Below are 24,650 nucleotides of genomic sequence, written 5' to 3'. Positions count from 1 at the left end.
TTTACTTGATCATGCCTGATATCTTCCCGCTCTATCGAGATAACCTCGTCGAGAGAACCGCCATCCACAAGCCGGAGCCCAGCCACTTTGGTTCAGTTTAACAAACTACGCCTTAGCGGGTTCAAATCCTTTGTTGATCAGACAGAGCTGCTGATCGAATCCGGCATGACCGGCATTGTCGGCCCGAATGGCTGTGGAAAATCCAATCTGGTTGAAGCCCTGCGCTGGGTCATGGGGGAAACCTCTGCCAAGCGCATGCGGGGAAGCGAGATGGACGACGTCATCTTTGCCGGTTCATCAAACCGCCCTCCCCGTAATCTCGCCGAGGTCTGTCTGGTCCTTAACAATGAAGATCGGACAGCGCCTGCGGCTTTTAACGAGTATCAGGAAATAGAGGTGGTACGGCGAATCGCTCGGGGAAGCGGATCGAATTACAAGGTAAACGGCAAGGATGTGAGAGCACGGGACGTCCAGCTGCTCTTTGCCGATGCGGCCAGCGGCTCACAATCGACCGCCCTGGTCAGCCAGGGACGGATAGGCGAAATCATCAATGCCCGCCCGGCCAACCGCCGCCTCCTTCTCGAAGAAGCAGCGGGAATCACCGGTCTTCATTCACGAAGACACGAAGCAGAGCTGCGCCTCAAGGCGGCCGAAAGCAATCTTGAACGGCTTGAAGACGTCGTCACAACACTCGAAGCTCAGCTTCAGGGGCTTAAGAAACAGGCCCGTCAGGCCAGCCGTTACCGCAATCTCGCCGAACTGATTCGCCAACATGAAGCCATCCTGCTGCACTACGAATCAGTGGACGCCCAGGCCCTCCTGAACAGAGCAACAGAGAACCTCGCCACAAACCAGAAAATCGTTTCTGAAAAAACCGCCGTCGTTGCCCAAAAATCAACCGCCCAGCTGGAAGTAACGGCAAAATTACCCAGCCTTCGCGAAGCTGAAACAACATTATCAACCAAGCTGCAACGCCTGTTACTGGACCAGGAGAACCTGCAACGAGAAGAACAGCAAGCTGCCTCTGCCCTGACACAGGCAACAGAACTCCTGCAGCAGCTGACAAAAGACCGCGAACGCGCTGCGGGGATTCACAAGGATGCCCAGGAAGCTGAACAGCGCCTGAACAAGGAAAAGGTCGATATCACCCGGCTCGAGCTGACCGCACATGACAGGCGACAACAGCTCGAACAACTCTGCACTGACGGGACAAAAAAAGTCACCGAAACCGATCATGCCCTGAGCGAAATAACGAACCGGATCGCCGCAAACGAAGCCCGCGCGACGGTCATGACCCGGCGTCTTTCTGAACTTAAAAATCAGATAACCCGCCAGGCAAGCCTGATTGATCAACAGATAGCTCTGAACAAACAACTGCAAGACCAGCGAATCAGCGCCACAACGTTGAAGGAAGCTACAACAAAAGTACAAACAGCTGAAGCCTCGCTGCAAGAGGCCAAAACCGCATCAGAGGAACTGGAAAAACAGCTGCTCAAGGCACGGCAGCAGGAAGAGCTTCTTCTTGAACAGATGCAAACAGCCCGGAACAACCATCAGCAGGTCACGGCAGAGGTTAACGCCCTGAAAGAAATGCTCCGGGATGAAACCGGCGCCATAACCCATCCTATTCTGGAAGAACTTTCCGTAACCCCCGGATATGAAAAAGCGCTTGGTGCCGCCTTGGGTGAAGATCTGAATGCCGGCTCGGAAGAAAATGCGGTAGCCCATTGGCATAATATTCCACGCCGTCAAAATCTCCCGGACCTGCCAGAAGGGGTCACTCCGCTCATCGATTTTGTCGACAGCCCTGAACGGATGCACAACCGCCTCTCTCAGATTGGTGTCATTGAGTCCAGAACCGTGACGGATGCCCTCTATGCCCGACTTGCTCCGGGACAACGACTGGTATCCCGGGAAGGAACCTTGTGGCGCTGGGATGGTTTGACCGTCAGAGAAGACGCCCCCTCTCCTACTGCCATACGCCTTGCCCAAAAAAATCGTCTGCGCGCTCTCGAAAAACAGCAGAAGATTACAGAAGAGGTCAGTGCAACAGCCCGAGCGGCCTACCTTTCTGAAAAAGAAGTGCGGGAAACACTCGCCCAGAAAGAAAAGGAAACCCGGGACCGGTTAAACAACGCCTTCACAAGCCTGACCAATGAACGCAACAGACAAATAGAACTGACGCAAAAAGATTCCCGCTTGCTGACCCGGCTCGAAACCGCAGAAGAAAACCTGCAGCGGCTACAGTTGGAAAAACAGACCGTAACCACGGATTACGAATCTCTGAACGGCGAGCTTCGGCAACTTCCTGATCTCGAGAGCGAAAAAGAGAAGGTTGCCAAGTTAAGAGGCGACTTATCAAGCAGCCGCCAGATACTCTCGTCCGATCGCGGCAAGCTTGAGCAACACAAACGAGATGCAGACGCCCGCAAGCAGCGCCTGAGCACCATTGCGGGTGAACTGGACTCCTGGTTAAGGCGCACCCGGGAATCAGACCAGTACCTTGGAGAAATCAGCAACAGGATAAAACGTACTGAATCTGAAATTTCTGTTTGGCAGGAAAAGCCAACCCTTTTGCAAAAACAGCACGATGCAATGGCAAAGCTGATTGCCGCAGCAGAAACAGAGCGCAAAAGCGCCGCAGAAAACCTTCGGGCTGCAGAACTTCAGCAGGCAGAAGCAGATCGACAATTACGTGAATCCGAACAGGATCTTTCTCAGGCAAGGGAATCCATGATCAGGGCTGAATCTGAAGTGACTCAGGCCAAACAGGCTATGGCAATTCTGATTGAACGGGTCCGGGAGCGTCTAGGCTGTTCCCTGGAAAAAGCTCTTTCCATAGCCGATATAAAGTTGGGCGATGACCTTCCACTTCGTGAAGAGGTCGTCAGGAAACATAATCGCCTGACAGCCGAACGTGACAATATGGGCCCGGTAAACCTCCGCGCCGAAAAAGAGGCTGAGGAACTTGAAGCACAGATCAAGGCCATGCTCGGGGACAAGGAAGATCTGTTACAGGCAATCAGCAAACTGCGCCAGGGCATCTCCAATCTGAACAGGGAAGGCCGCGACCGTCTGCTCAAGGCCTTTGCCCGGGTAAATGCTCATTTCTCGGATCTCTTTGTCAGGCTTTTTGGGGGCGGGCAGGCTCATCTCAGCCTGGTTGATGCCGAAGACCCGCTGCAAGCAGGCCTGGAAATCATGGCCAGCCCTCCTGGCAAACGGCTACAGGTAATGTCCCTGCTGTCAGGTGGAGAACAGGCCCTGACCGCTCTCGCCCTGCTTTTTGCCGTTTTCCTGACCAATCCGGCCCCAATTTGTGTTCTTGATGAGGTCGATGCGCCACTTGACGATGCCAACGTCGACCGCTTTTGCAAACTGGTTGAAGAACTCGTGCACAGTACTTCAACCAGGTTTCTGATTATTTCTCACCACCGTATGACCATGGCGCGGGTCCATCGATTGTATGGCGTAACCATGAGTGAACGCGGCGTCAGTCAACTTGTCTCCGTTAACCTTGAAGCAGCTGATGCTTTAATAGAAGAGTAAACTCACTGCAAAATTGTGGTTTCAACGGCTCTGTTTAAGGCCTGTTTTCTCAGTATTTTTATTACATTTCATATTGTTATCACGCTAAATATCCCAATACCGACACGCTCTGTAACAGCTCCCCCAGAAAACCATCGCCAGACATCGGCGAAATAGGGCGGAAACATGACTGATTCGTTCTTGACACAACAACCGGGCAACACGTATGTTGCGCCCGCGTTTAATAGCTGCTGCCTCAGCCATTTTGGTAGCCATCAGGGGGCTAAAAATATGCCGGAACCTGAAGATAATTCGTCGTTGACGGATCTGGATAAAAGACTGCGCGCGGCTCGCGAGCGTCAGGAAAAGGTTAATAAGCCTGCATCCAGAAACCAGGCTGAGATGGCAAGCGGGATGGCGGTCGGATTTCGCATCGCTGTCGAAATAGTTGCAGCCCTGATCATGGGCTTCGGGATAGGTTATTATCTCGATCTGTGGTTGGGGACTAAACCTTGGTTGATGATTATTTTCTTCTTCCTTGGTATCGGGGCGGCCTTTATCAATGTGATCAGGGTCGCTAAACAGTTAGAGAACAAGAAGCGTTTTCGCGACACCCGCGAAGATGACGCAGAGTGAAATAGAATAGAGGGGAAGTCTCGTGGCATCAGGTGGTTCACACGGCCCAATGCAGCAGTTCGAGGTAAATCCGATCGTTGCTTTGAAGTTGGGTAGTTACGATATCTCCTTTACCAATTCGGCCCTGTTCATGGTGTTGTCAGCTGCTCTGATCACCGTATTCTTGGTATATTCCACCCGCGGGCGGGCACTTGTACCAGGCCGGTGGCAGAGCATGGCAGAGATGAGCTATGAAATGGTAGCCAATCTACTACGTGACAATGTGGGTTCAGCGGGTCGTCAGTACTTCCCGTTTGTCTTTACACTTTTCATGTTCATCCTTTTCGGAAATATTATCGGCCTGATCCCCGGGACCTTTACCTTCACCAGTCACATCGCAGTGACCTTTGCCATGGCAATTGTCATCTTCCTTGCGGTTACTGTTATCGGTTTTGTCCGGCACGGTGCAGGCTTCCTGCGCCTGTTTTTCCCGCATGGAGCACCGCTCTGGACAGCTGTGATCCTGATTCCGATCGAACTGGTTTCCTATCTTTCAAGACCGATCAGCCTGTCTGTTCGTCTCTTTGCCAATATGGTCGTCGGCCACGTACTGTTAAAAGTTCTTGGCGGCTTTGTGGTCATGCTTGGTCTGTTTGGTGTTTTTGTTCTGCCTGTTCTGGTTAGCATTCAAGCTCTGGAACTCTTGGTCGGAGCACTACAAGCATATGTTTTCACCATCCTGACTTGTATCTATCTGCACGATGCGATCCATCTGCACTAGGTCTTTTCAGGTACTCGTAACTTACTTATCTATCTAACGTTATATATCTAACGTTCAGCGTTAAAGGAGCTGGAAATATGGAAGCTGAAGCCGCAAAATTGATTGGTGCCGGTCTGGCTACTCTCGGAATGATTGGTGCAGGTGTTGGTGTTGGTAATGTCTGGGCAAGTTATTTCCAGGCAATCGCTCGCAACCCGGCGTCTAAAGACGAAATCGGCGCGAACATCTGGATTGGCTTTGCTGTTACCGAAGCTATCGCACTGTTCTCCCTGCTGGTTGCTCTGATCCTTCTGTTCGTAGCCTAATCGGAACAGTTCTCTAGGCCGATATCGCCAGGACCCCTAACCGGGATATCTGAGTGTGTCGGCCTATCAGACTTTTATCTGGACCGACTTTGTTAACTGAACAGGGCGCGTAGCACGATGCCACAATTTGATCCTTCCACGTGGGTAAGCCAGATTTTCTGGCTGATTATTACCTTCGGCGTGCTTTACTTTCTGTTGTCCAAGCTCGCATTGCCGAGACTGGCCTCCATTCTGGAAGAGCGTGAAAACAGAGTTTCCGGTGATCTGGAAAAAGCAGAACGCCTGAAGCAAGAAGCTGAAGAAGTCCTCGCCGACTATCAGAAAGCCATTGCCGATGCACGAACCTCTGCTCTTGCCGCTCTCAAAGAATCTGCGGACAAGATCGCAGCCACCGGTGCCAAGCGCCAGGCTGAGTTTGATGCCCAGCTCAAAGAGAAGGTTCAGATTGCCGAAGACAAAATCTCTGCTGCTCGCACTGAAGCCCTGAGCCATATCAAAGATGTGGCCACAGAAGTTGCCAGTGCTGCAGCCGGGAAACTCCTTGGGGCCGATGTAACCGAGTCCAAAGTCAGCAAAGCTGTTGACGAAGCACTGGGAGGCAGAGGCTAATCATGGAATTCTTACACAATCCCGGTTTCTGGGTCGGTGTTTCTTTCTTCATCTTTGTGTTTCTTGTTATCGCTAAAGGCGGCAAAGGTATCCTCGCCAGCCTTGATGCACGTGGCGAAGCCATCCGCAAGACTCTTGAAGAAGCCCAGAACCTTCGCGAAGAAGCCCAGAAGACACTGGCAGAATACAAGCGCAAGCAGCGCGATGCTTTGAAAGAAGCAGAGGAAATTGTTGAACATGCGAAGGCAGAAGCTATCCGTGTCGGCGAAGAATCTGCCAAGGAACTAGAAGCATCCCTGAAACGCCGTGAACAGCAGGCCATGGATAAAATCAATCAGGCAGAAGCTGCTGCCCTGAATGAAGTCCGTAACCAGGCTGTTGATGTTGCGATTTCTGCGACGAAAGCTATTCTGAGCAGCAGTATCACAAAACCCAAAGCCAAGGCGCTTCTTGATGATTCCATCAGCGCCCTGGATGGCAAGTTTCACTGATCCTGTTACTTCAGAACAAAAACAAAAAACCGGCTTCTTCTGAGCCGGTTTTTTGTTTTTAAGGTCCTCAAAGAAAGAACAAAGCCCTACCTGACCTGGATAGATAGATACTTCCTTGCTGAGGCCCATGTCAGACATTTCCCTGCCTGAGGCAAGGACGTCACTGGATTGAGACAATATCCAGCACTTCAGAACCCTCTGATATCAGAACATGAGATTCAGGCACCTTGTTCCAGCCTGTCCGGTCAACGCTCAAAGGCTCAGAAACCACCACCAGACGCCCTTCCTGTTTTTGCCAGTACAATGAGGGCGCATAGTTGTCACTCGCATGCCTGAGGCTAAAAAGCCTCTTGCCGTCGGTAATGGCCATGGTACAGCGGAAGGGGGCCGTTATCTCTTTTTCTTTCTGAAGGGTTTCGACGGTAGAAACCATCCGGCAGATCGCCTGAACGGGGTTTTCCTCAAGCCCGAGACAGAAGAGCATATAAAACAGCGCCTCACTGTCGGTTGTTCCCATTCTGTTGAGGTAATGACAATCAGATATAAAGGCTTCCAGAGGACGCCTCAGCTGTTCATAGCCCCCAACCTGGCCATTATGCATTCCCATCCAGTTACCATAGGCAAAGGGGTGGCAGTTCGCCCGCGATGTCGCGGTTCCAGTTGAAGCCCGGACATGGGCAAAAAAATGGGATGATTTGATCTGTCTTGCCAGATGTCTCAGGTTACAGTCGTTCCAGGCCGGCATGATTTCCCGGTAAAGACCCGGGACCTCCTGTTGCCCGTACCAACCGACCCCAAATCCGTCGCCGTTGGTTGCCACCTTGGCCTCTGTTGCATGCTGCGACTGCTCAACAAGAGAGTGTTCAGGTTTAAACAGTAAATCTTCCAGAAAAATTTCTTCTCCGGAGTAGGCAAGCCAACGGCACATAAGTCACTCCAACGCAGTCCAGGGCGAAAAACAATATTCCCCTGAAGTTAAGCAAGGCCAGATTAACATGATCTGGTTAACACTTTACGGCACGATCAGGGAAGTTTGCGACATCCTACTCTTGTGCCGAAGATCAGCAATAGACTTCTTGATGCCAATAAAATAAAAAAAGGAGTCCGCGCTTGTAACGCGGACTCCAGTCCCAGCAATGGGCGGGAACAGGGTGCGGCCCCGTTCCAAGTGTGTCGAACCGTCCCTTGCCCGACATACACACCCTATGAGGACGGAGGGATCAGACATATGGAACTCCCAGCTTTTGGTCCCATCTGATCTCTCCGTTTCAGCGGCTTACTCAGCCGCATCCCGATAGCTCTCGATCGAAGGGCAAGAGCAAACAAGATTCCGGTCACCATAGACGTTATCAACCCGTCCGACTGGTGCCCAATATTTTCCATCCCGCAGGTTTTCCACCGGATAGGCAGCTTCATCACGGCTATAGGGGTGTTTCCACTCCTCGGCCAAAAGCGAGGCTGCAGTGTGCGGTGCATTACACAGCATGTTGTCATCCCCGGGCAGTTCGCCCCGCTCGACACGCGCAATTTCCTTACGAATGGAAATCAGAGCATCAGCCAGACGATCCACCTCGTATTTGGACTCGGATTCCGTCGGCTCGATCATCAGGGTACCAGCAACCGGGAACGACATGGTTGGCGCGTGGAAACCATAGTCAATCAGACGTTTGGCAATATCATCTACCGTAATTCCTGCAGTCTCTTTTAGCGGACGGACATCAACAATACATTCGTGTGCCACCATGCCGTTACGCGAGGCATAGAGGATCGGATAGTGATCAGACAGCCGTTTCGCCAGATAGTTGGCATTAAGGATTGCCGCCTGGGTTGCTTTGCGCAGCCCTGCCGCTCCCATCAGCTTCAAATAGACCCATGTGATCGGAAGAATACTGGCAGAACCCCAGGGCGCCGAAGTAATCGCCCCCTGCCCCGTCGCCGGGCCAGCCTCTGCAACTACAGAATGGTTGGGCAGGAAAGGAGCCAGATGCTTACCAACACCGATTGGACCAACACCTGGTCCGCCACCGCCATGGGGAATGCAGAAGGTCTTGTGCAGGTTAAGATGCGAGACATCCCCGCCAAACTTGCCCGGCTTTGCCAGGCCGACCATCGCATTCATATTCGCGCCGTCAATATAGACCTGACCACCGAAGTCGTGAACAATTTTGCAGGTTGTGCGAACCTCTTCCTCGAACACACCATGTGTCGAGGGATAGGTAATCATCACCGCGGCAAGGTTGTCTTTGTGCTTTTCGGCTTTAAGGCGAAGATCCTCGTTATCGACATAGCCTTCTTCGTCACAGTTAACCACGACAACCTTCATGCCAGCCAAAGCAGCAGAGGCAGGGTTCGTTCCATGGGCAGACGCAGGAATCAGACAGATGTCGCGCTCCATATCTCCACGGCTTTCATGATACTTGCGGATGGCGAGAAGCCCCGCATATTCGCCCTGGGAACCCGAATTTGGCTGCAGGGAAATCGCATCATACCCCGTGATCTCGACCAGCATGGCTTCGAGATCCTTGATCAGCTCGATGTAACCTTCGGCCTGGTCCAGCGGAACAAAGGGGTGGATATTTGAAAACTCTGGCCAGGTCACCGGGATCATCTCGGTAGCGGCGTTGAGTTTCATGGTACAGGAGCCCAGAGGAATCATCGCACGATCCAGGCCGATATCCTTGTCAGAAAGCTTGCGCAGATATCGCATCATCTCTGTTTCGGAGTGATAGCTGTTGAACACCGGATGGGTCAGGAAGCTGGTTTGACGGGCAAGCCCTGCTGGCAGATTGCTGTCAACAGACTGATCCAGTTTCTCGACCGACTGTCCAGCCACGCCAAAAACAGACCAAAGCGTTGCGATGTCTTCGCGCAGGGTTGTTTCATCCAGAGAAATCCCCAGCGTATCCCCATCAACCAGACGCAGGTTCATCTCTTCTTTACGCGCTTTGGCCGCAATGTCCTTGGCCTTGCCCGGGACCTTGACCGTCAGCGTATCAAAGAAAGCCTCATGAACAACCTCAACACCACCCGCTTTCAGACCAGCGGCCAGAATTGATGCCAGACGAGCAACACGGCGGGCAATCAGCTTCAGCCCCTTTGGTCCGTGATAGGTTGCATAGAATCCGGCCATGTTGGCCAATAGCGCCTGCGCGGTACAGATGTTGCTGTTGGCTTTTTCGCGGCGGATATGCTGCTCACGTGTCTGCAAAGCCATGCGCAGGGCAGGCGCTCCATGTGCATCAACCGACATGCCGACCAGTCTGGCCGGAATAGAGCGCTTGTAAGCATCCTTTGTTGCGAAATAACCCGCGTGTGGACCGCCGAAACCCATGGGAACACCAAACCTCTGGGCAGATCCGAGCGCAAAGTCAGCACCGAGTTCACCTGGGCTTTTCAGCAGTGTCAGAGCCAGAATATCAGCAGCCAGACCTGCAAGGCCTTTATGCTCCTGAACTGCAGCAATCAGATCACTGTAATCATCGATGCGACCGGAAGTACCGGGGTACTGGAACAGCGCCCCATAAACCTTTGACGGGTCAAGATCCTTGCGAGGATCGCCAATCTGGATTTCATAATCCAGAGCCTCAGCCCGGGTTTTGATCACATCAATGCTTTGTGGCAGGAGATCCTGATCGACAAAAAAGACTTCTGCCTTGCTCTTGGCAACCCGGCGACAGAATGTCATCGCCTCGGCTGCGGCAGTTCCCTCATCAAGCATGGAAGAATTCGCCATCTCCATACCGCTCAAATCAGAAATCATTGTCTGATAGTTGAGGATTGCCTCCAGACGCCCCTGGGAAATCTCTGCCTGATAGGGAGTATAGGCCGTATACCAGCCCGGGTTTTCCAGAACGTTACGCAGGATCACACTCGGCACCTTGGTGCCGTAATACCCCATGCCGATATAAGATTTGAAAACCTTGTTCTTTTTTGCGACCGAGCGCGCATAAGCCAGAACATCGCTCTCGGTCCGGCTTTCGGCCAGAGCTAGCGGATCAGTCTCACGAATGGATTTTGGAACTGTTTTTTCGGACAGATCATCCAGGGATTCAAGACCGAGCAGAGACAGCATTTCTGTCATTTCAGCTTCTCGCGGGCCGATGTGGCGGCGAATGAAGTCTGTTTTTTGCTCAAGGTCCTGGAGAGACAATTTTGTATCAGACATGGAGTTTCCTCATCAGATGATGACCGTTCCAGCCCGGTTTATGGGGCTGGAACATTTAACGCAAAAACAAGGCTGAGCGGATTAGAGGCCTTCGACAAAGGCCTTGTACGCAGCTGCATCCATCAGATCGTCGAGCTGGGACGGATCAGAAATCTTGGCTTTGTAGAACCAGCCTTTGCCCATTGGGTCAGAGTTCACAAGGCTTGGCTCATCAGCCAATGCTTCGTTACCTTCTGTCACTTCACCATCACAGATGGCATAGACTTCACTGGCTGCTTTAACCGATTCAACTACGGCTGCTTCACCGCCTTTTTCCAGTTCCTTGCCTTCTTCGGGAACTTCCACGAACACCACATCACCCAGCTGTTCCTGTGCGAATTCGGTAATTCCGACGGTTCCGATATCACCTTCGACAAGAATCCACTCGTGCTCTTCGCTGAATTTCAGTTCGCTCATAATCCTGATCCTTTAATCACGTTCTTTTTCTAGGGGTCATTATTGGGACGTTGCCCTGTATTGCGGGGGTTATCCCCGGTAGTAACTTTTTTGCTCAAACGGCATTTTGACAACTTTGCAGGGAAGTTCCTTGCCACGCACCAGTGCATTCAAGACTGTTCCCGGTTCCTTGCTTGCTGTCGCTACATAGGCAATCGCAATGGGGCCGCCAACACTTGGACCAAAACCACCACTGGTGACACTGCCAACAACTTCGCCCTGCTCATTGGCGATCTCGACACCCGGACGCAAAGGTGCGCGACCCTCGGGGAGAATGCCGACAAGACGGCGAGGTGCACCATCGGCAATCTGCTTCAGAATAACATCAGCTCCCGGGAATCCACCTTCATTGCGACGACGCTTCTGGATTGCCCAGAGCAGCCCGGCTTCAATCGGGGTGGTTGTCGTATCGATATCATTACCATAGAGGCACAATCCGGCTTCCATACGCAGAGAATCACGTGCCCCCAATCCGGTAACTTCCACTTCACTTTCTTCCAGCAGACGACGCACCAGCTGTTCGGCCTTGGCTGCAGGAATAGCAATTTCATAGCCATCTTCCCCGGTATAGCCGGACCGGCTTACCTGACAGCTGACACCGTCGATCTCAAGTTGCTGGAAAGTCATAAATTTCATGTCGAGACAAGCCGGAGCAAAACGGGCAAGGACTTCAGCTGCCTTTGGCCCCTGAAGAGCGATAAGCGCGTTGTCATACTCAACTTCGACCTCAACCTGGTCGCCAATCTTGGCTTTAATATGCGCCACGTCAGCGTCTTTACAGGCAGCATTGATCACGAGGCTTAGCCCGCCGGGAATTTTGGTAATCATCAGATCATCAAGAATTCCGCCGGACTCATTGGTGAAAAAACTGTAGCGGATGGAATTATCAGCAAGGTTTTCAAGGTCTGCCGGCAAGAGACTTTCCAATGCAGGGATCGCGTTCTCGCCCATCAGGCGAACAATCCCCATATGCGAAACATCGAAAATTGCCGCAGCAGCACGCGTGTGTTTGTGCTCGGTCATGATCCCGGCAGGATATTGCACAGGCATGGAGTAGCCTGCGAAAGGAACCATCTTGGCGCCCAGTTCTACGTGCAAATCATAGAGAGGTGTTTTCTTGAGGGCATCCGACATTCACTGGCTCCAGAACAAAAAGGTATAGAACACAATAGCCCACTGGCTCTTGCGTCCCCCTCTGTCTGCGGACCTGAGAGATTCACAGAAAACCGGAAAGATCCGATATTCCTGCTTACTCCGTCGGTGCTTTGTGATTTATTTCAAAGCTTTCCAGAGTTGCCTACCCCATGCGGTCCTTTTGCCTGAGAGTTTCCGGGGCGGTTGCTCCTTCGGCGCCATCTACTGTGTTTCCCTTAAGAAACCCAGCGACAGTCTCTCCCGCGAGAGATCATACGGCAGCGTTGCCTGTTGTATCGCTACAACAGCTTGTATAGAGGTTTACCCTCTTCCCGGCAAAAGTCAACCACATACGACAAGAAACAGGATGATCGCGACAAGCCCGTTGTAAAGACAGGGAGTTAGCTCTCGCACCCACCCAAAAGTTTATGATAGGAAACTATTCGATTCTATCGCAACACAGCAGTAGAGAGGGCTATCTGTCCGCTTGTAGAACCCTCAAGATTTGCATGTCAGAGCTTAGTTCTGTTGTAATAGAGCTCACTGCGCGACAGTTCAAAACCGACGAAGATGATATAATCCTCCCCCGTTTTGCCATCCCGCAGAGGTATGGTCGGGAAGATATTGTCTACAACGGCAAGCGAAGTCTGGTTTCCTTCAAAAGGTGTACTCAGGCCAAAGGATTCGCGGGTCAGGATTTTTCTGTCCAGGGTCGCCACAGCAACAAAATAACGGAACTCGGCGACACCCTTGCTCGCAGGGCCCTGGGTCAGCTCGAATCTGACGACAACCTGGTTTTCCAGATTATTCGTTTCCTCGTCCAGGATACAACCAGAGACAAAATTGTTAATGTCAGCCTCAAAGCTTACATCGGTAAGGTCACGACCATTTCCTTCGAAACGGGTCATTTCTTTGGCTTCCTTGAGAACGATCAGTTCAGGACAGGCCGGGGGCGCCTTTTCCGGTTCAATCAATCCACAGCCCGTGACCAGAACACCAGCCAGCACAAGCAGGGCAAAAGAAACCTGGGACGGCAAAGAGAAACAACATACCGCTGACCAATTCAAAACGCGACCCATGAAACAATTTTTCCCATATTCAAACACCGGGCTGACACCCATAAAAGATGATATTCGGAACCATGTCAGTAGCTCGCGGCAACTTTAACGTCTAATCAAGTGGTTGCAAAGTCTCATCGCGGCCCTTGCCTGTCTATTCCGAATTTTGCAGCACCTTTAAGGCTTTTCTCGACAGTCCCTCTGTATTAGGTTTGCCCCAGATTCCAGTTAGGCTATCCTCTGTAAAAATATACGGACCAGACCTTATGACCAAACCCGCTTTGACAATTTTGCTTGCAAGCCCCAGAGGTTTCTGTGCCGGCGTGGACCGTGCGATCGAAATCGTCGAACGCGCGCTCGTAAAACATGGCGCTCCGGTTTACGTACGCCATGAGATCGTTCACAACCGCTTTGTCGTGGAGAGTCTGGAACAAAAAGGAGCTATTTTTGTACAGGAACTGGATGAAGTCCCCGAAGGCGTTCCAGTTATTTTCTCGGCCCATGGTGTTCCCAAATCCGTCCCTGAGGCTGCCAAGGCCAGAAATCTGCTCTATTTCGATGCGACCTGCCCCTTGGTTAGTAAGGTACACCGCGAAGCCGAGCGGCATGAAAAAGACGGGCGGCAAGTGATCTTGATCGGTCACGCTGGACATCCCGAAGTCATTGGAACGATGGGACAACTAAACGATAGCTCAATCGTCCTCGTCGAAACCGAACAGGACGCTGAAGACCTGCTTGTACCAGATCCCGAGAATCTCGCCTATGTAACCCAGACGACTCTTTCTGTCGATGACACTGCTTCAATTATCAAGATTCTGCTGCGACGCTTCCCCAACATGATGGGACCGAAACAGGAAGATATTTGCTACGCCACGACCAACCGGCAAGAAGCGGTAAAGGCAATTTCTGCAAAGTGTGATGCGCTTCTGGTTATCGGCGCGCCCAACTCGTCAAACTCCAAACGCCTGGTCGAGGTCGCCTTCAAACAGGGCTGTGAAAAGGCTGCACTGGTACAACGCGCCACCGACATCCAGTGGGACCGGTTGGCAGGCATCAAAACTCTTGGCATTACCGCTGGCGCTTCTGCCCCGGAGATTCTGGTCGAAGAAGTTATTGATGCTTTTCGGGAGCACTTTGATGTGCGCATTGAGGAGGTTAACATTCGGGACGAAGACGTTGTTTTCAAAGTCCCCAAAACCCTGTCTGACACGACAGCCAACAAAGAAATTCACTGAGATCCCATGGCCGTTTACACCGAAGTTCCCGACGACGAAGTCGAATCCTTTCTTACCGAATACGATATCGGAGAAGTGCTTTCTCTCAAGGGAATTGCCGAGGGGGTAGAAAACTCCAACTATATTCTGCACACCACAGTCGGGAACTATATTCTCACCCTCTATGAGAAGCGGGTAAAAAAAGAGGATCTACCTTTTTTCCTCGGCTTTATGCAGCACCTCGCCGCCAAGGGTATTTCCTGTCCCATACCAATCGCGGGCAAGGACGGGGATTACCTGCGGACGCTTTGCGGACGCCCGGCAGCTATCACGGCTTTTCTCGATGGCATGTGGCCTCGCCGGATACAGCCGTTCCATTGTCGCGCTCTGGGCAAGACCATGGCTGAAATGCATCTCGCCGGGGCAGATTTCACCCTTGAAAGGCCGAACTCCCTCTCGGTTTCAGGCTGGCAGCAGTTACTGGAATCCTGCGAGAGCAAAGGAGATCAGGTAAAACCAGGCCTCACCAGAGAACTGGAACAGGAACTCGCGTTTCTGTCATCCAACTGGCCGGACAGCCTGCCCAAAGGGGTTATCCATGCGGATATGTTCCAGGACAATGTCTTTTTTATTCACGAGAATCTCTCCGGCGTCATTGATTTTTATTTCGCCTGTAACGACCTGCTCGCCTACGAGATTGCCATCTGTCTTAACGCCTGGTGTTTCGAACCGGACAACAGCTTCAACGTCACCAAGGCCCAGCTTATGACCCGGGCCTATCAGGAAACCAGGCCGCTGACTCGTGAAGAACTGGAAGCCCTACCCATACTGGCCCGCGGCGCAGCCTTCCGTTTTCTGCTGACCCGCCTTTATGACTGGATCAATCATCCTGCAGGAGCTTTCGTCAAACCCAAAGATCCCCTCGAATACCTCAACAAGCTGCGGTTCCACCAATCCGTCAAATCAGTCCGCGATTACGGTATTGTCTTATGAGCAGTAAAACACCGGTTGAGATCTTCACGGATGGCGCCTGTTCTGGTAACCCAGGCCCCGGAGGCTGGGGTGCCCTGTTGCGTTACAAGGAAACAGAGAAAGAGCTTTGCGGGGGTGAAGCGGAAACAACCAACAACCGCATGGAGCTTCAGGGAGCCATCTTTGCTCTGGAAGCCCTGAAAAAACCGACCTACGTCATCCTGACAACGGACAGCGTCTATGTAAAAGACGGCATTACCAAGTGGATTCATAACTGGCGGCGGAACGGCTGGAAGACGGCCAGCAAAAAACCGGTCAAGAATGCAGAGCTCTGGCAACGTCTGGAGACTGCACTGAAACCTCATGACGTAGAATGGCGATGGGTCAAGGGACACGCAGGACATCCCGAAAATGAACGCGCTGACGAACTCGCACGCCAAGGCATGGCTTCCTATAAATAGGTGACCATGCCCGACAGTGTTCCATTATCTGGATAAACTATCTTTCCAGAAGCCTCAGCAGAGCTTGAGGATTGTTATTCGCCTGCGCCCGGGCAGACAAGCCGACTTCATTCAGAACTTTCGAGGTTACCAGGCTTGTCACCTGGGCAGCGATATCTGAATCAGCCAAGGCTGAATTGGCCGCTTTGACGTTCTCGACCTGACTGGCAATATTTTCGCCCGCCACTTCAAACCGGGATACAGCAGCACCAACGCCCGCACGATAGCCACTGACAACGTTGATTGCATTATCAATGCTGGCCAGAGCCGTCGATGCATTTCCAACTGTATCGACAGTTAAACCTGAAATCCCAAGCGCTGCGCCCGTGGCATCAACATTATCCAGATTGATCGTGTCACCGACATCTGTACCGATCAGAAAGCTCTGGCTACCAGTGTTATTTAGCAAACTTTGTCCATTAAACGAAGTTTGTCCGGCAATGGCCGAAATTTCGTCTCTTATCTGCACAAACTCGGTATTGATCGCATTAAGGCTGTTTGGATCCTGCGAGGCTCCCAGGGCCTGACCCGCAAGTTCTTTCAGGCGAACAAGGCCATCTGAGATCCGGGCGAGGCCACCATCGGCAATCTGGCCAATACTTGCCCCTTGTGCAGCAGTCGCTGCATTCTGGTTCAGAACAACAGTATCAGCCTGAAGCACGGCTGAAATCGCCAGAGAAGCAGCCGCATCGGATGCCTTTGGAAAGTTCGAGCCGCTTGCCAGCTTGCTGACGTTATTCTGCTGTATAAGTGAATTCTTAAGCGTAGTCGCGTTATACGACGAGCCATTAACGGTAGGCATTTGACCGTCTCCATACTTAGAGAATGTTACACGCATACCTGCGCAATGCACCAGTACTCACCTTATATTCTCTGCCTGATTCCGAAAAAAATCAACGAGTTACGATTCCAAATAGTGGCTAATTTTAATAAAATTTTAGCTAAATTGTGCCAAGCACCATTCCACCATTAAAAACAAACCGTTGGAAAAGATAATCATTCGAGAACCGGTATTTTTTATCCTGCTCTTTATGCTCATGGCAAACCAGGAGACTCGGACGGGGATCAGAGCAGTTTATCCTTTTCAGTAAAATCGGCTACAATCCAAACGCCTGCCCCACCTGAAGACGGGGATAATACTGGAGCACCTATGGTTCACTTCACGTTCTCCCTCCGGGCTACCCGGCAGTACTTGCTGCTTTTCTTCAGCTTGATGAGCACTTCAGCCCAGGCACAAACGAACCTTGCTCTCCCTCCAGAAGTAGATCTCCAGCTTATCCTTGCCATCGATTGCTCCTATAGCGTCGACCAGTACGAATATATTCAGCAGATGCAGGGAATTGCTCATGCCCTGAACTCGCGGGAAATAAAAGAAGCGGTTCAGCTCGGCCATCACCAACAGATCGCCCTCACCCTTATTCAGTGGTCAAGCAGCAGCAATCAGGAAGTGGTACTGCCCTGGACTCTGATCGGACCTCCGGGAAGCTTCGAAACCGTGGCCACCCGGATCTCCCGCTTGCCGCGCTCCGTGGCAATCGGCTCGACATCTCTCTCGGCAGTCATTGCTCAGTCGATCCATATTTTCAACAGCAGCCCCTTCCGCTCTTCCAGGCGCACGCTTGATATTTCCGGGGATGGCAGGAACAACGACGGCATTCCGGTTCACTATCTGCGGGATGTTGCTGTTAAAAACAATATTACAATCAATGGGCTGGCTATTGTGAATGATATTCCGACCCTTGACAGCTATTTTCGAAGCCAGGTCACGGGCGGTTTCAACAGCTTTGTTATCAAGGCAAATTCTTATGATGATTACAGGCAGGCAATCGTACAGAAGCTTGTCCGCGAAATTGGCAATCTCCCGGTGGCTGGCGGGCCGTCTCTTCCGGCCCGCCCTTAAACCTGTACCCGTAACAAAAGGACCGGACAAAAATCCGGGCCGGAAAGAGAACCCTCCCTCCCCTTGTTATCTCTGGATTACAATGCCTTTAACAAGGTATCTCCATCAGAAACTTCGAAGCCGCCTGCTTCATCAACATTCAGGGCGGTTACAGTGCCGTCCTTGATCAGCATGGAAAAACGGGCAGAACGCAAACCCAGTCCAAAACCAGTGCCATCCAGTGTGAGCCCCAGTGCTTTTGCCAGATCACCATTGCCGTCAGCCAGCATCAGGATCTCGCCCTCGGCATCAAGCTTCTGGCCCCAGGCACGCATGACAAAGGCATCATTCACGGAAAGACAGGCAATGGTATCAACGCCTTTGTCTTTAAAAGACTGAACATTCTTTTTAAAGCTCGGGAAATGGTTGTCCTGGCACGTCGGCGTAAATGCGCCTGGAACGGCAAAAAGAGCAACCGTTTTACCAGCGCAGAACTCTGCAAAATCAATCTTGTTCATTCCCTCGGCATCTTTATTCCAGATGGTCGCCGAAGGGACCTTCGCTCCAACAGTAATTGTCATTTTATTTCCCCGTTTTGAGCCCTGCTTTGGGCCATGTTGTAATGTTACTCTTGATCATTCTTGCCGAGCAGATGCCTTTTTAAAAGCTTCAAGTGTTTCTTCCATGGTCAAAAGTTCAGACAGAACTATTCCATCAGGCGCCCCCGGGCCGTAAACAATATTAAAGGGGATACCGTAGCGACCATAACTTTTCAGATAAGCCGTAATCTCTTCGCTTGGCAGAGTCCAGTCAGCCAACATCGGCACCACCTGCTCGGTGGCAAGAAAATCGCGTATTTCTTCCCGCTCCAGCACCAGCTTCTTGTTAACCTGACAGGTCAGGCACCAGTCTGCTGTCACATCAACAAAAACAATACGGCCATCAGCCACAATTTGCGGAATACTTTTAACATCAAAATTTTGCCAAAGATCATCTTTGATTTCGGCCTTTGGTACCTCTGCAAAACCCATTGGCACCACAAGGGCCATAACCCCCAGAACAGTCATCACCATTCCTCTGCGAAGCAGTCGCTGAGACTGGAATGCCATCACGCAGAGACCTGCCAGTAGCAGGCCAGCAACAAGCAGGGCAGCAAGAGTACCGATCTGGACCTGCAGTACGGCAAGTAACCAGCCCCCGGTTCCAAGCAACAGAAGTCCCAGAAAGACCTTCAGGCGAACCATCCAGGCCCCTGGTCTTGGCAGCAGGGTTGCAAAGCCGGGTTTTAAGGCGACAAGAAGATAGGGGATAGCCATCCCCAGACCAAGAAAGGTAAAGATCACCAGGATCTCGAAACTCCCCCTTGCCAGAGCAAAGCCGACGGCCGTCCCGAGAAAAGGTGCAGAACAAGGCGTGGCCAGAAGGGTTGCGAACACTCCGGTAAAAAAATCCCCCCTAAGGCTGGGAGAACCCGATGCCGCTACCGCCCTGTCATTCAGGGCAGAAGGTGCCAGGACTTCGAACCAGCCAAAAAGATTGGCCGCAAAGAGTGTAACAACAACTGCCATGATAATCAGGAACAGCGGTTGCTGAAACTGTATCCCCCAACCGACCGAAACGCCGAGGGCCTTTACCCCGATTGCCAGGCTGGCAAGCAGTAGAAAAGAGCTGACAATGCCCGCGCTGGTCATCAGGAAACTGCGGCGCAAAGCAGATCCTTCACGTCCCCCGTGCTTCACAACCGAAAGCATCTTGAGCGACAGAACGGGAAGAACGCAGGGCATCAGGTTCAGAATAAAGCCTCCCAGCAAGGCAACAGCCAAGATCACAGAAAATTCGTAAAAAGATGTATCTGCAACAGCAGCAGGATCAAACCGCGCTATATTTTCAACCTCGAGTCCTCGGGCACCATCCATCAGCAACAGGCGAAGCTGCTTCCCCTCCACCACGGTTTCACTTTGTGGATCAACCGCAACAGCAAGGGTCAGAACAGCCGTTGTGCCATCATCGCCAACCACCACTTCAGGCTTCGAAAAGGAAAACTCAGGGGGGCCTTCAACAACAAGATCCGGCGCAACAAATCCTTCTTTGGTCGAAGAGACAACTGCTCGTAACTCAAGCGAATTTTTCGATCCCTGCAGAAAAACCTGATCAACAGCCAGCCCTGCTTCTGCCCCTTTGCCCGGCACCAGCCCAACTGCAGCATCGATCAAGGAAGTTTCAAGCGACGGGAAAGCGTCTCCAGCAGGTATCCCTATAGAAATTTCAGCATCAAAGGGGATACAGATTTCCTTGCACAAGAGATAACTTACCTGCCCCTTCAGCAGAAGGTCTCGCTCGGGATCAGCTGCCTTGACCTCAAAAGGAAATATAACAGATTCGCTATAGCCAAAAGTCTCCAGACCAAAAAGAGTGAACCGATGAGGTACAGGCCAGAAAAACTCTGATTCTGACAGGTTATCGCTTCCTTCAAGGCCAAGAGAAACCGGATAACCCGCGTCTCCCGGTGTGCGCCAATAAGTTTTCCACCCCTCTTCCAGTTTGAACTCAAGGCCCATCATCAAGCTGCCCTGTTCCCCCAGCGTTTCCTGAGCAGAAATCAAACGTACACGGGAGTAGTCTGTCTCGACCCAGGGAGTGGCTGAAGAAAAGGCTGCTGAGACCCAAACGCATTGGAGCATAAAGACCAGCGGAAGCAATGCCCGCGGTCTTGAAAAGAAAACGCCTAAATTTTGAAACACTCTCACGTAATACCCGTTTCTTTCGTTTTTCACCTTGCTACGTCTGATAGCGCCAAGAGATCCTGCTGCCAGGAGATAACTTAAAAACCTGCCCACAGCATATTTTGAACTTACGAGGATCATCACCTATATAGTAAATATGGCGTGTTTAGGGAATGATCCGAGTCAAATTCCTCTCCAGGCGCTATACTGATTTCTTCTATATCTGCCCAGGAGGTTTAAGATTGCAATGACTGGCTTTCAGAGTAACGGTTATTTGACCGGAAAACTTCTGGTATCCATGCCGCAAATGAGTGATCCCCGTTTTGCCAAATCCGTCATCTATCTTTGTGCACACAACGAAGACGGCGCAATGGGACTTGTCATCAATCAGCTCATAAAAAGCTTCTCTTTTGTTGATCTTCTTCAACAGTTGGAAATTCCCGAGACAGAAACAGCCGGGCAAATTCGGGTTCATTTCGGCGGTCCGGTGGAATGCAGCAGAGGCTTTGTTCTGCACAGCAGCGAATATCAGCAAGACGGTACCATGAACGTCGCCAATTCAGTGGCGATGACTGCGACAGTCGACATTCTCAACGATATAGCCAATAACGCCGGGCCACAAAGCAGTCTGCTTGCCCTGGGCTACGCCGGTTGGGGCCCCGGACAACTCGACGATGAACTCCAGAACAATGGTTGGCTTGTGGTTGATCCTGATGAAGATATTCTGTTTGGTGAAAATCTTATGGAAAAATGGGAGAAGGCAATGTCAAAACTAGGTGTCGATCCCGGATTACTTTCTGGCGAGGCTGGACACGCTTAGATGATGCGTCTTCCCTGTTGCCCGTCAATCAGTGTTTACTCTCGATCCAGCCCTTGGCAGAAAGACGGGAATCATTGCGTAATAACCCAAAGGTAATGTGATCCTGCCAGAGGGCATTGATCCGCAAATATCCCCGCGCCCTGCCTTCTTCAACAAAACCGACTTTACGCAAGACTGTCTTGCTGGCTTCATTGTGTTCAAGACAAGCCGCTTCAAGCCGGTGTAACGCCAGTTCCTCAAAAGCATAATCCAGGGCAGACGACAGGATTTCCGTCATATATCCCTTGCCCGAATAGGGTTCTCCCATCCAGTAACCGATCGTGCCCATATGGGCAGCCCCTCGGCGGACATTGCCAATCGTGATACCGCCCAACAGTTCATCAGTTTCACGCGAAAAAGCATAAAACGAATAGCTCATTCCCTGACGCCAATCGAGCCAGTAAACCCTGAGTTTGTCGCGAAAGGACGATTTATCCAGGCTATCACTTGACCAGGTTGGCTCCCAGGGGGTGAGAAACTCGCGGCTGATGTGCCTTAACTCGGCCCACTCTCTCCAGTCTCCCATCTGTGGCACCCGGAGATAAACCCGTTTATTCACCAAACGAAGCCGCCGCATCTCCCATTGTGTCAGCCCGCTGAACAACATCAGGACGCAAACCTCTTCTCAAGCAGCTCCTGGCTTTCCAGTTGACCAATAGGCCCAAGTGCCGCCAGGGTCACAGGACTGGACAGGATTTTCTGAGCAAAATTCTGTACCGCAGCCACGTCAACGGCCTCGATCATCGCAACAGTTTCCTCAACAGGAATCGAGCGGTTAAAGATCAACAGCTGCTGAGCCAGCTGTTCACACCTCACACCTGTGCTCTCAAGTCCCATTAGAATAGATGCCTTGAGCTGGCTTCTGGCCCGGACCAGTTCTTCCTCGGTTATCGTGCTGGTCAAATCACCCAACATATCTGCGACCACCGGAACCAGCTCACCTGCTTCTTTTTCCCCCGTCCCGGCATAGACACCAAATAACCCACTATCCATGAAGCTGGATGCAAAAGCATAAACCGTATAGACCAGACCGCGTTTTTCACGGATTTCCTGAAACAGTCGCGAGGACATCCCGCCCCCAAACAGCGTCGCCAGAACATTTGCAGCATAATAGTCCGGACTTAGATAATCAGCGCCCTCGAAACCGATCAGAAAATGGGCCTGTTCCAGGACCCGCTCTTCACGATAACTGCCACCAGAATAAATTGAGGGTGTCAGCTTCTGTTCAACAACAGCAGACAAGCCCCCAAACTGCTCTTCAGCCAGCGTTACAAACTCGGCGTGGTCAATCTTGCCAGATGCACAGACAACCATGGAGTTACTGCCATAGTTACTTCCCATGTAGTGTCTCAGGTCTTTTGTCGAGAGACGGCTGATAATCTCGCTCTTCCCCAGAACCGGACGCCCCAGAGCCTGATTTTGGTAGGCTGTTTCCTGAAAATGATCAAAAATGATATCATCCGGGGTATCATTGGCTTGCCCCAGTTCCTGTAAAACGACCTGTCGTTCACGCTTCAGTTCGGAAGCATCAAACAGGGGACGTTGCAAAATGTCCGCGACCGTATCCAGAGCAAGAGGCACATCATCCTTGAGCACCTTGGCATAGAAGGCCGTATTTTCACGGGAAGTATAGGCGTTCAACTGGCCCCCGACAGCCTCGATTTCCTCGGCAATATCATAGGCCGTGCGTTTCTCGGTACCTTTAAAGACCATATGTTCCAGCAGATGTGCAACGCCGTTGACCTTTGCCTCTTCATTCCGCGTTCCCACGCCGATCCAGGCCCCCAGAGAAACGGATTCAACACTATCGAGCCTGTCGGTAGCAACCCTGAGTCCGTTGGGCAGTGTAGAAATTTCGATGGTCATGAATTAACTGTTTCTCCGCCGCGACAGAACCAGATCTTTCAGCTTGCCCAGATCATTTGCCATAACTGTACAGTGCTCTTCGCGTTCGAAAAGATCTGCCATATGTTCCGGCAGCTCAGGCGTCACACCAGAGGCTCTATGGACCGCATCTGGAAATTTCGCCGGATGCGCTGTCGCCATGCAGACCATTGCCGGGACATCATCCCGGATCATGGCATCGGCCGCAGCCACGGCAATAACCGAATGGGGATCCAGTAGCTCACCCGTCTGTTGATGATATTTGCGTATCTCTGACAGGGTCTGGTCATCATCAAGCCGGAAAGCATCGAACAGACGCAAGGCACGTTGATGACGATCAGGAGAAAGAGCGAAATTCCCGGTCTCCCTGAAGCTGGTCAGTGTTGCTTCAACAGCTGTACCGTCACGATCAAGCAGATCAAAAAGCAGTCGCTCAAAATTGCTGGATATCTGGATATCCATTGAGGGAGAGAGGCTGGGCTCAACCGGCAGCATGGTCATGGCCCCGGTCTCGAAGAAACGGGTCAGAATATCGTTGCGGTTTGAGCCAATTACCAGCTGAGAAACTGGCAAGCCCATACGTCCGGCTGCATAACCCGCAAACACATTGCCAAAATTTCCGGTGGGTACGGAAAATCCGATTGGACGGTCTGGTGCGCCAAGGGCAACACCAGCTGCGAAATAATAGGCAATCTGGGACATGATACGCGCCCAGTTGATCGAGTTCACGGCAGAAAGCTTCACATTGTCACGGAAGGCCTGATCATTGAACATTGCCTTCACATGATCCTGACAGTCATCAAACGTGCCTTCGAGAGCAACATTGACAACATTGGCAGATTTCACAGTGGTCATCTGGCGGCGCTGAACCTCGGAAACCCGCCCGTGGGGATGGAGGATGAAGATATCAATCTGATCCCTGTCCCGACAGGCTTCGATGGCCGCAGACCCTGTATCCCCCGAGGTCGCCCCGACAATGGTGATCCGCTCACCGCGTTCGCGCAGCACGTAGTCAAACAGACGGCCAAGCATCTGAAGCGCAAAGTCCTTGAAAGCCAGGGTCGGCCCATGAAACAGCTCCATCACCCAGAGCCGTTCGTTCATCTGCTTGAGCGGCGCAACAGCCCGGTGACGGAAACTGGCATAGCTCTCTTCCACAATGGACCTGAGAGCTGCATCAGGAATCACCCCGGCAACAAATGGTTTAACCACCCTGAAGACGACTTCACTGTAAGGTTTCCCCGCCATCTCGCGGATTTCCCCTGCCGAAAACTCCGGCCAGCTCTCGGGCAGGTAAAGACCGCCATCCCGAGCCAATCCAGCCAGAAGAACGTCATCAAAACTGAGGCTCTCAGCCCGACCGCGGGTGCTGATATATTTCATGATTTCCTAGACCGACACTCGTTTAACAAAATTTCCCGCAACCTTACTGCTCCCT

At 51.8% G+C, this 24,650-nt stretch carries 22 protein-coding genes and 2 riboswitches; of the genes, 11 read left to right on the top strand and 11 right to left on the bottom strand.

Annotation, left to right across the window (positions count from 1 at the left end; genetic code table 11):
- Positions 1-87 precede the first annotated feature (87 nt).
- The 6 genes from smc to B152_RS24735 all read left to right on the top strand — a co-directional run bounded on the left by smc (position 88) and on the right by B152_RS24735 (position 6,329).
- Entirely contained in the window at positions 88-3,549 is a 3,462-nt protein-coding gene (gene smc, locus B152_RS0103740) for a chromosome segregation protein SMC (protein WP_020591046.1), read from the top strand.
- A 165-nt stretch (positions 3,550-3,714) separates the two neighbouring features.
- Positions 3,715-4,164, top strand: a complete 450-nt coding sequence (locus B152_RS0103735) for an AtpZ/AtpI family protein (protein WP_083921791.1) — start codon at positions 3,715-3,717, stop codon at positions 4,162-4,164.
- 49 nt (positions 4,165-4,213) lie between these two features.
- Positions 4,214-4,924: a F0F1 ATP synthase subunit A gene (locus tag B152_RS0103730; RefSeq protein WP_020591044.1), complete on the top strand. Its 711-nt coding sequence runs from the start codon at positions 4,214-4,216 to the stop codon at positions 4,922-4,924.
- A 77-nt stretch (positions 4,925-5,001) separates the two neighbouring features.
- A complete protein-coding gene (locus B152_RS0103725) occupies positions 5,002-5,229 on the top strand; it encodes a F0F1 ATP synthase subunit C (protein ID WP_020591043.1) in 228 nt (75 codons plus the stop codon).
- Between the two features lie 117 nt (positions 5,230-5,346).
- Positions 5,347-5,838 (top strand): F0F1 ATP synthase subunit B family protein, encoded by a 492-nt coding sequence (locus tag B152_RS0103720; protein ID WP_020591042.1) that lies wholly within the window; start codon positions 5,347-5,349, stop codon positions 5,836-5,838.
- Positions 5,839-5,840: 2 nt separating this feature from the next.
- Complete coding sequence (locus tag B152_RS24735) at positions 5,841-6,329, top strand: F0F1 ATP synthase subunit B family protein (protein ID WP_020591041.1); 489 nt, start codon at positions 5,841-5,843, stop codon at positions 6,327-6,329.
- A 160-nt stretch (positions 6,330-6,489) separates the two neighbouring features.
- Here the strand turns inward: B152_RS24735 and B152_RS0103710 are convergent, their stop codons facing one another.
- The 5 genes from B152_RS0103710 to B152_RS0103690 all read right to left on the bottom strand — a co-directional run bounded on the left by B152_RS0103710 (position 6,490) and on the right by B152_RS0103690 (position 13,202).
- On the bottom strand, positions 6,490-7,257 hold the full coding sequence (locus B152_RS0103710; RefSeq protein ID WP_020591040.1) for a class II glutamine amidotransferase: 768 nt from the start codon (positions 7,255-7,257) through the stop codon (positions 6,490-6,492).
- Between the two features lie 348 nt (positions 7,258-7,605).
- Positions 7,606-10,494, bottom strand: a complete 2,889-nt coding sequence (gene gcvP / locus B152_RS0103705; protein ID WP_020591039.1) for an aminomethyl-transferring glycine dehydrogenase — start codon at positions 10,492-10,494, stop codon at positions 7,606-7,608.
- Between the two features lie 81 nt (positions 10,495-10,575).
- A complete protein-coding gene (gene gcvH / locus B152_RS0103700) occupies positions 10,576-10,950 on the bottom strand; it encodes a glycine cleavage system protein GcvH (protein ID WP_020591038.1) in 375 nt (124 codons plus the stop codon).
- Positions 10,951-11,019: 69 nt separating this feature from the next.
- Complete coding sequence (gcvT, locus tag B152_RS0103695) at positions 11,020-12,123, bottom strand: glycine cleavage system aminomethyltransferase GcvT (RefSeq protein WP_020591037.1); 1,104 nt, start codon at positions 12,121-12,123, stop codon at positions 11,020-11,022.
- A 51-nt stretch (positions 12,124-12,174) separates the two neighbouring features.
- A riboswitch (glycine riboswitch) is annotated at positions 12,175-12,286 on the bottom strand.
- Positions 12,287-12,397: riboswitch (glycine riboswitch) on the bottom strand.
- Positions 12,398-12,635: 238 nt separating this feature from the next.
- Positions 12,636-13,202, bottom strand: coding sequence for a hypothetical protein (locus tag B152_RS0103690; protein ID WP_157230791.1), 567 nt, complete (start codon positions 13,200-13,202; stop codon positions 12,636-12,638).
- A 245-nt stretch (positions 13,203-13,447) separates the two neighbouring features.
- Here B152_RS0103690 and ispH point away from each other — a divergent pair, with 245 nt between their 5' ends.
- From ispH to rnhA, 3 genes are read left to right on the top strand one after another with little or no spacing between them, the layout of a single operon-like run.
- The gene (gene ispH, locus B152_RS0103685) at positions 13,448-14,416 is read left to right on the top strand and encodes a 4-hydroxy-3-methylbut-2-enyl diphosphate reductase (RefSeq protein WP_020591035.1); all 969 of its coding nucleotides are present in this window, start codon (positions 13,448-13,450) and stop codon (positions 14,414-14,416) included.
- A 6-nt stretch (positions 14,417-14,422) separates the two neighbouring features.
- Positions 14,423-15,388, top strand: a complete 966-nt coding sequence (locus B152_RS0103680; protein ID WP_020591034.1) for a homoserine kinase — start codon at positions 14,423-14,425, stop codon at positions 15,386-15,388.
- A complete protein-coding gene (rnhA, locus tag B152_RS0103675; RefSeq protein WP_020591033.1) occupies positions 15,385-15,828 on the top strand; it encodes a ribonuclease HI in 444 nt (147 codons plus the stop codon). The genes B152_RS0103680 and rnhA overlap by 4 nt, the downstream gene beginning before the upstream one ends.
- A 37-nt stretch (positions 15,829-15,865) precedes the next feature.
- Here rnhA and B152_RS0103670 read toward each other — a convergent pair whose 3' ends face one another.
- On the bottom strand, positions 15,866-16,669 hold the full coding sequence (locus B152_RS0103670) for a flagellin N-terminal helical domain-containing protein (protein ID WP_020591032.1): 804 nt from the start codon (positions 16,667-16,669) through the stop codon (positions 15,866-15,868).
- Between the two features lie 348 nt (positions 16,670-17,017).
- On the opposite strand from B152_RS0103670, the gene B152_RS22365 reads away from it, so the two are divergent.
- Complete coding sequence (locus B152_RS22365) at positions 17,018-17,767, top strand: DUF1194 domain-containing protein (protein WP_020591031.1); 750 nt, start codon at positions 17,018-17,020, stop codon at positions 17,765-17,767.
- A 77-nt stretch (positions 17,768-17,844) separates the two neighbouring features.
- On the opposite strand, the gene B152_RS0103660 is transcribed toward B152_RS22365, so the two are convergent.
- Both B152_RS0103660 and B152_RS0103655 read right to left on the bottom strand, forming a co-directional pair.
- Complete coding sequence (locus tag B152_RS0103660; RefSeq protein ID WP_020591030.1) at positions 17,845-18,327, bottom strand: peroxiredoxin; 483 nt, start codon at positions 18,325-18,327, stop codon at positions 17,845-17,847.
- 54 nt (positions 18,328-18,381) lie between these two features.
- Entirely contained in the window at positions 18,382-20,427 is a 2,046-nt protein-coding gene (locus B152_RS0103655; RefSeq protein WP_033405694.1) for a protein-disulfide reductase DsbD family protein, read from the bottom strand.
- A 289-nt stretch (positions 20,428-20,716) separates the two neighbouring features.
- Here B152_RS0103655 and B152_RS0103650 point away from each other — a divergent pair, with 289 nt between their 5' ends.
- Positions 20,717-21,289 carry a YqgE/AlgH family protein gene (locus B152_RS0103650; RefSeq protein ID WP_020591028.1) on the top strand — a complete coding sequence of 191 codons (573 nt, stop codon included), beginning with the start codon at positions 20,717-20,719 and terminating at the stop codon, positions 21,287-21,289.
- 28 nt (positions 21,290-21,317) lie between these two features.
- On the opposite strand, the gene B152_RS0103645 is transcribed toward B152_RS0103650, so the two are convergent.
- The 3 genes from B152_RS0103645 to thrC are packed head-to-tail and all read right to left on the bottom strand — an operon-like array spanning position 21,318 to position 24,595.
- Entirely contained in the window at positions 21,318-21,905 is a 588-nt protein-coding gene (locus B152_RS0103645) for a GNAT family N-acetyltransferase (RefSeq protein WP_026261252.1), read from the bottom strand.
- 29 nt (positions 21,906-21,934) lie between these two features.
- Positions 21,935-23,194 (bottom strand): M16 family metallopeptidase, encoded by a 1,260-nt coding sequence (locus B152_RS0103640; protein ID WP_020591026.1) that lies wholly within the window; start codon positions 23,192-23,194, stop codon positions 21,935-21,937.
- Between the two features lie 3 nt (positions 23,195-23,197).
- On the bottom strand, positions 23,198-24,595 hold the full coding sequence (gene thrC, locus B152_RS0103635) for a threonine synthase (protein ID WP_020591025.1): 1,398 nt from the start codon (positions 24,593-24,595) through the stop codon (positions 23,198-23,200).
- Positions 24,596-24,650: the final 55 nt, after the last annotated feature.

The sequence above is a fragment of the Kiloniella laminariae DSM 19542 genome, from assembly GCF_000374005.1.
Lineage (GTDB): Bacteria > Pseudomonadota > Alphaproteobacteria > Kiloniellales > Kiloniellaceae > Kiloniella > Kiloniella laminariae.
This window is presented reverse-complemented; position numbering and strand designations above follow the sequence as displayed.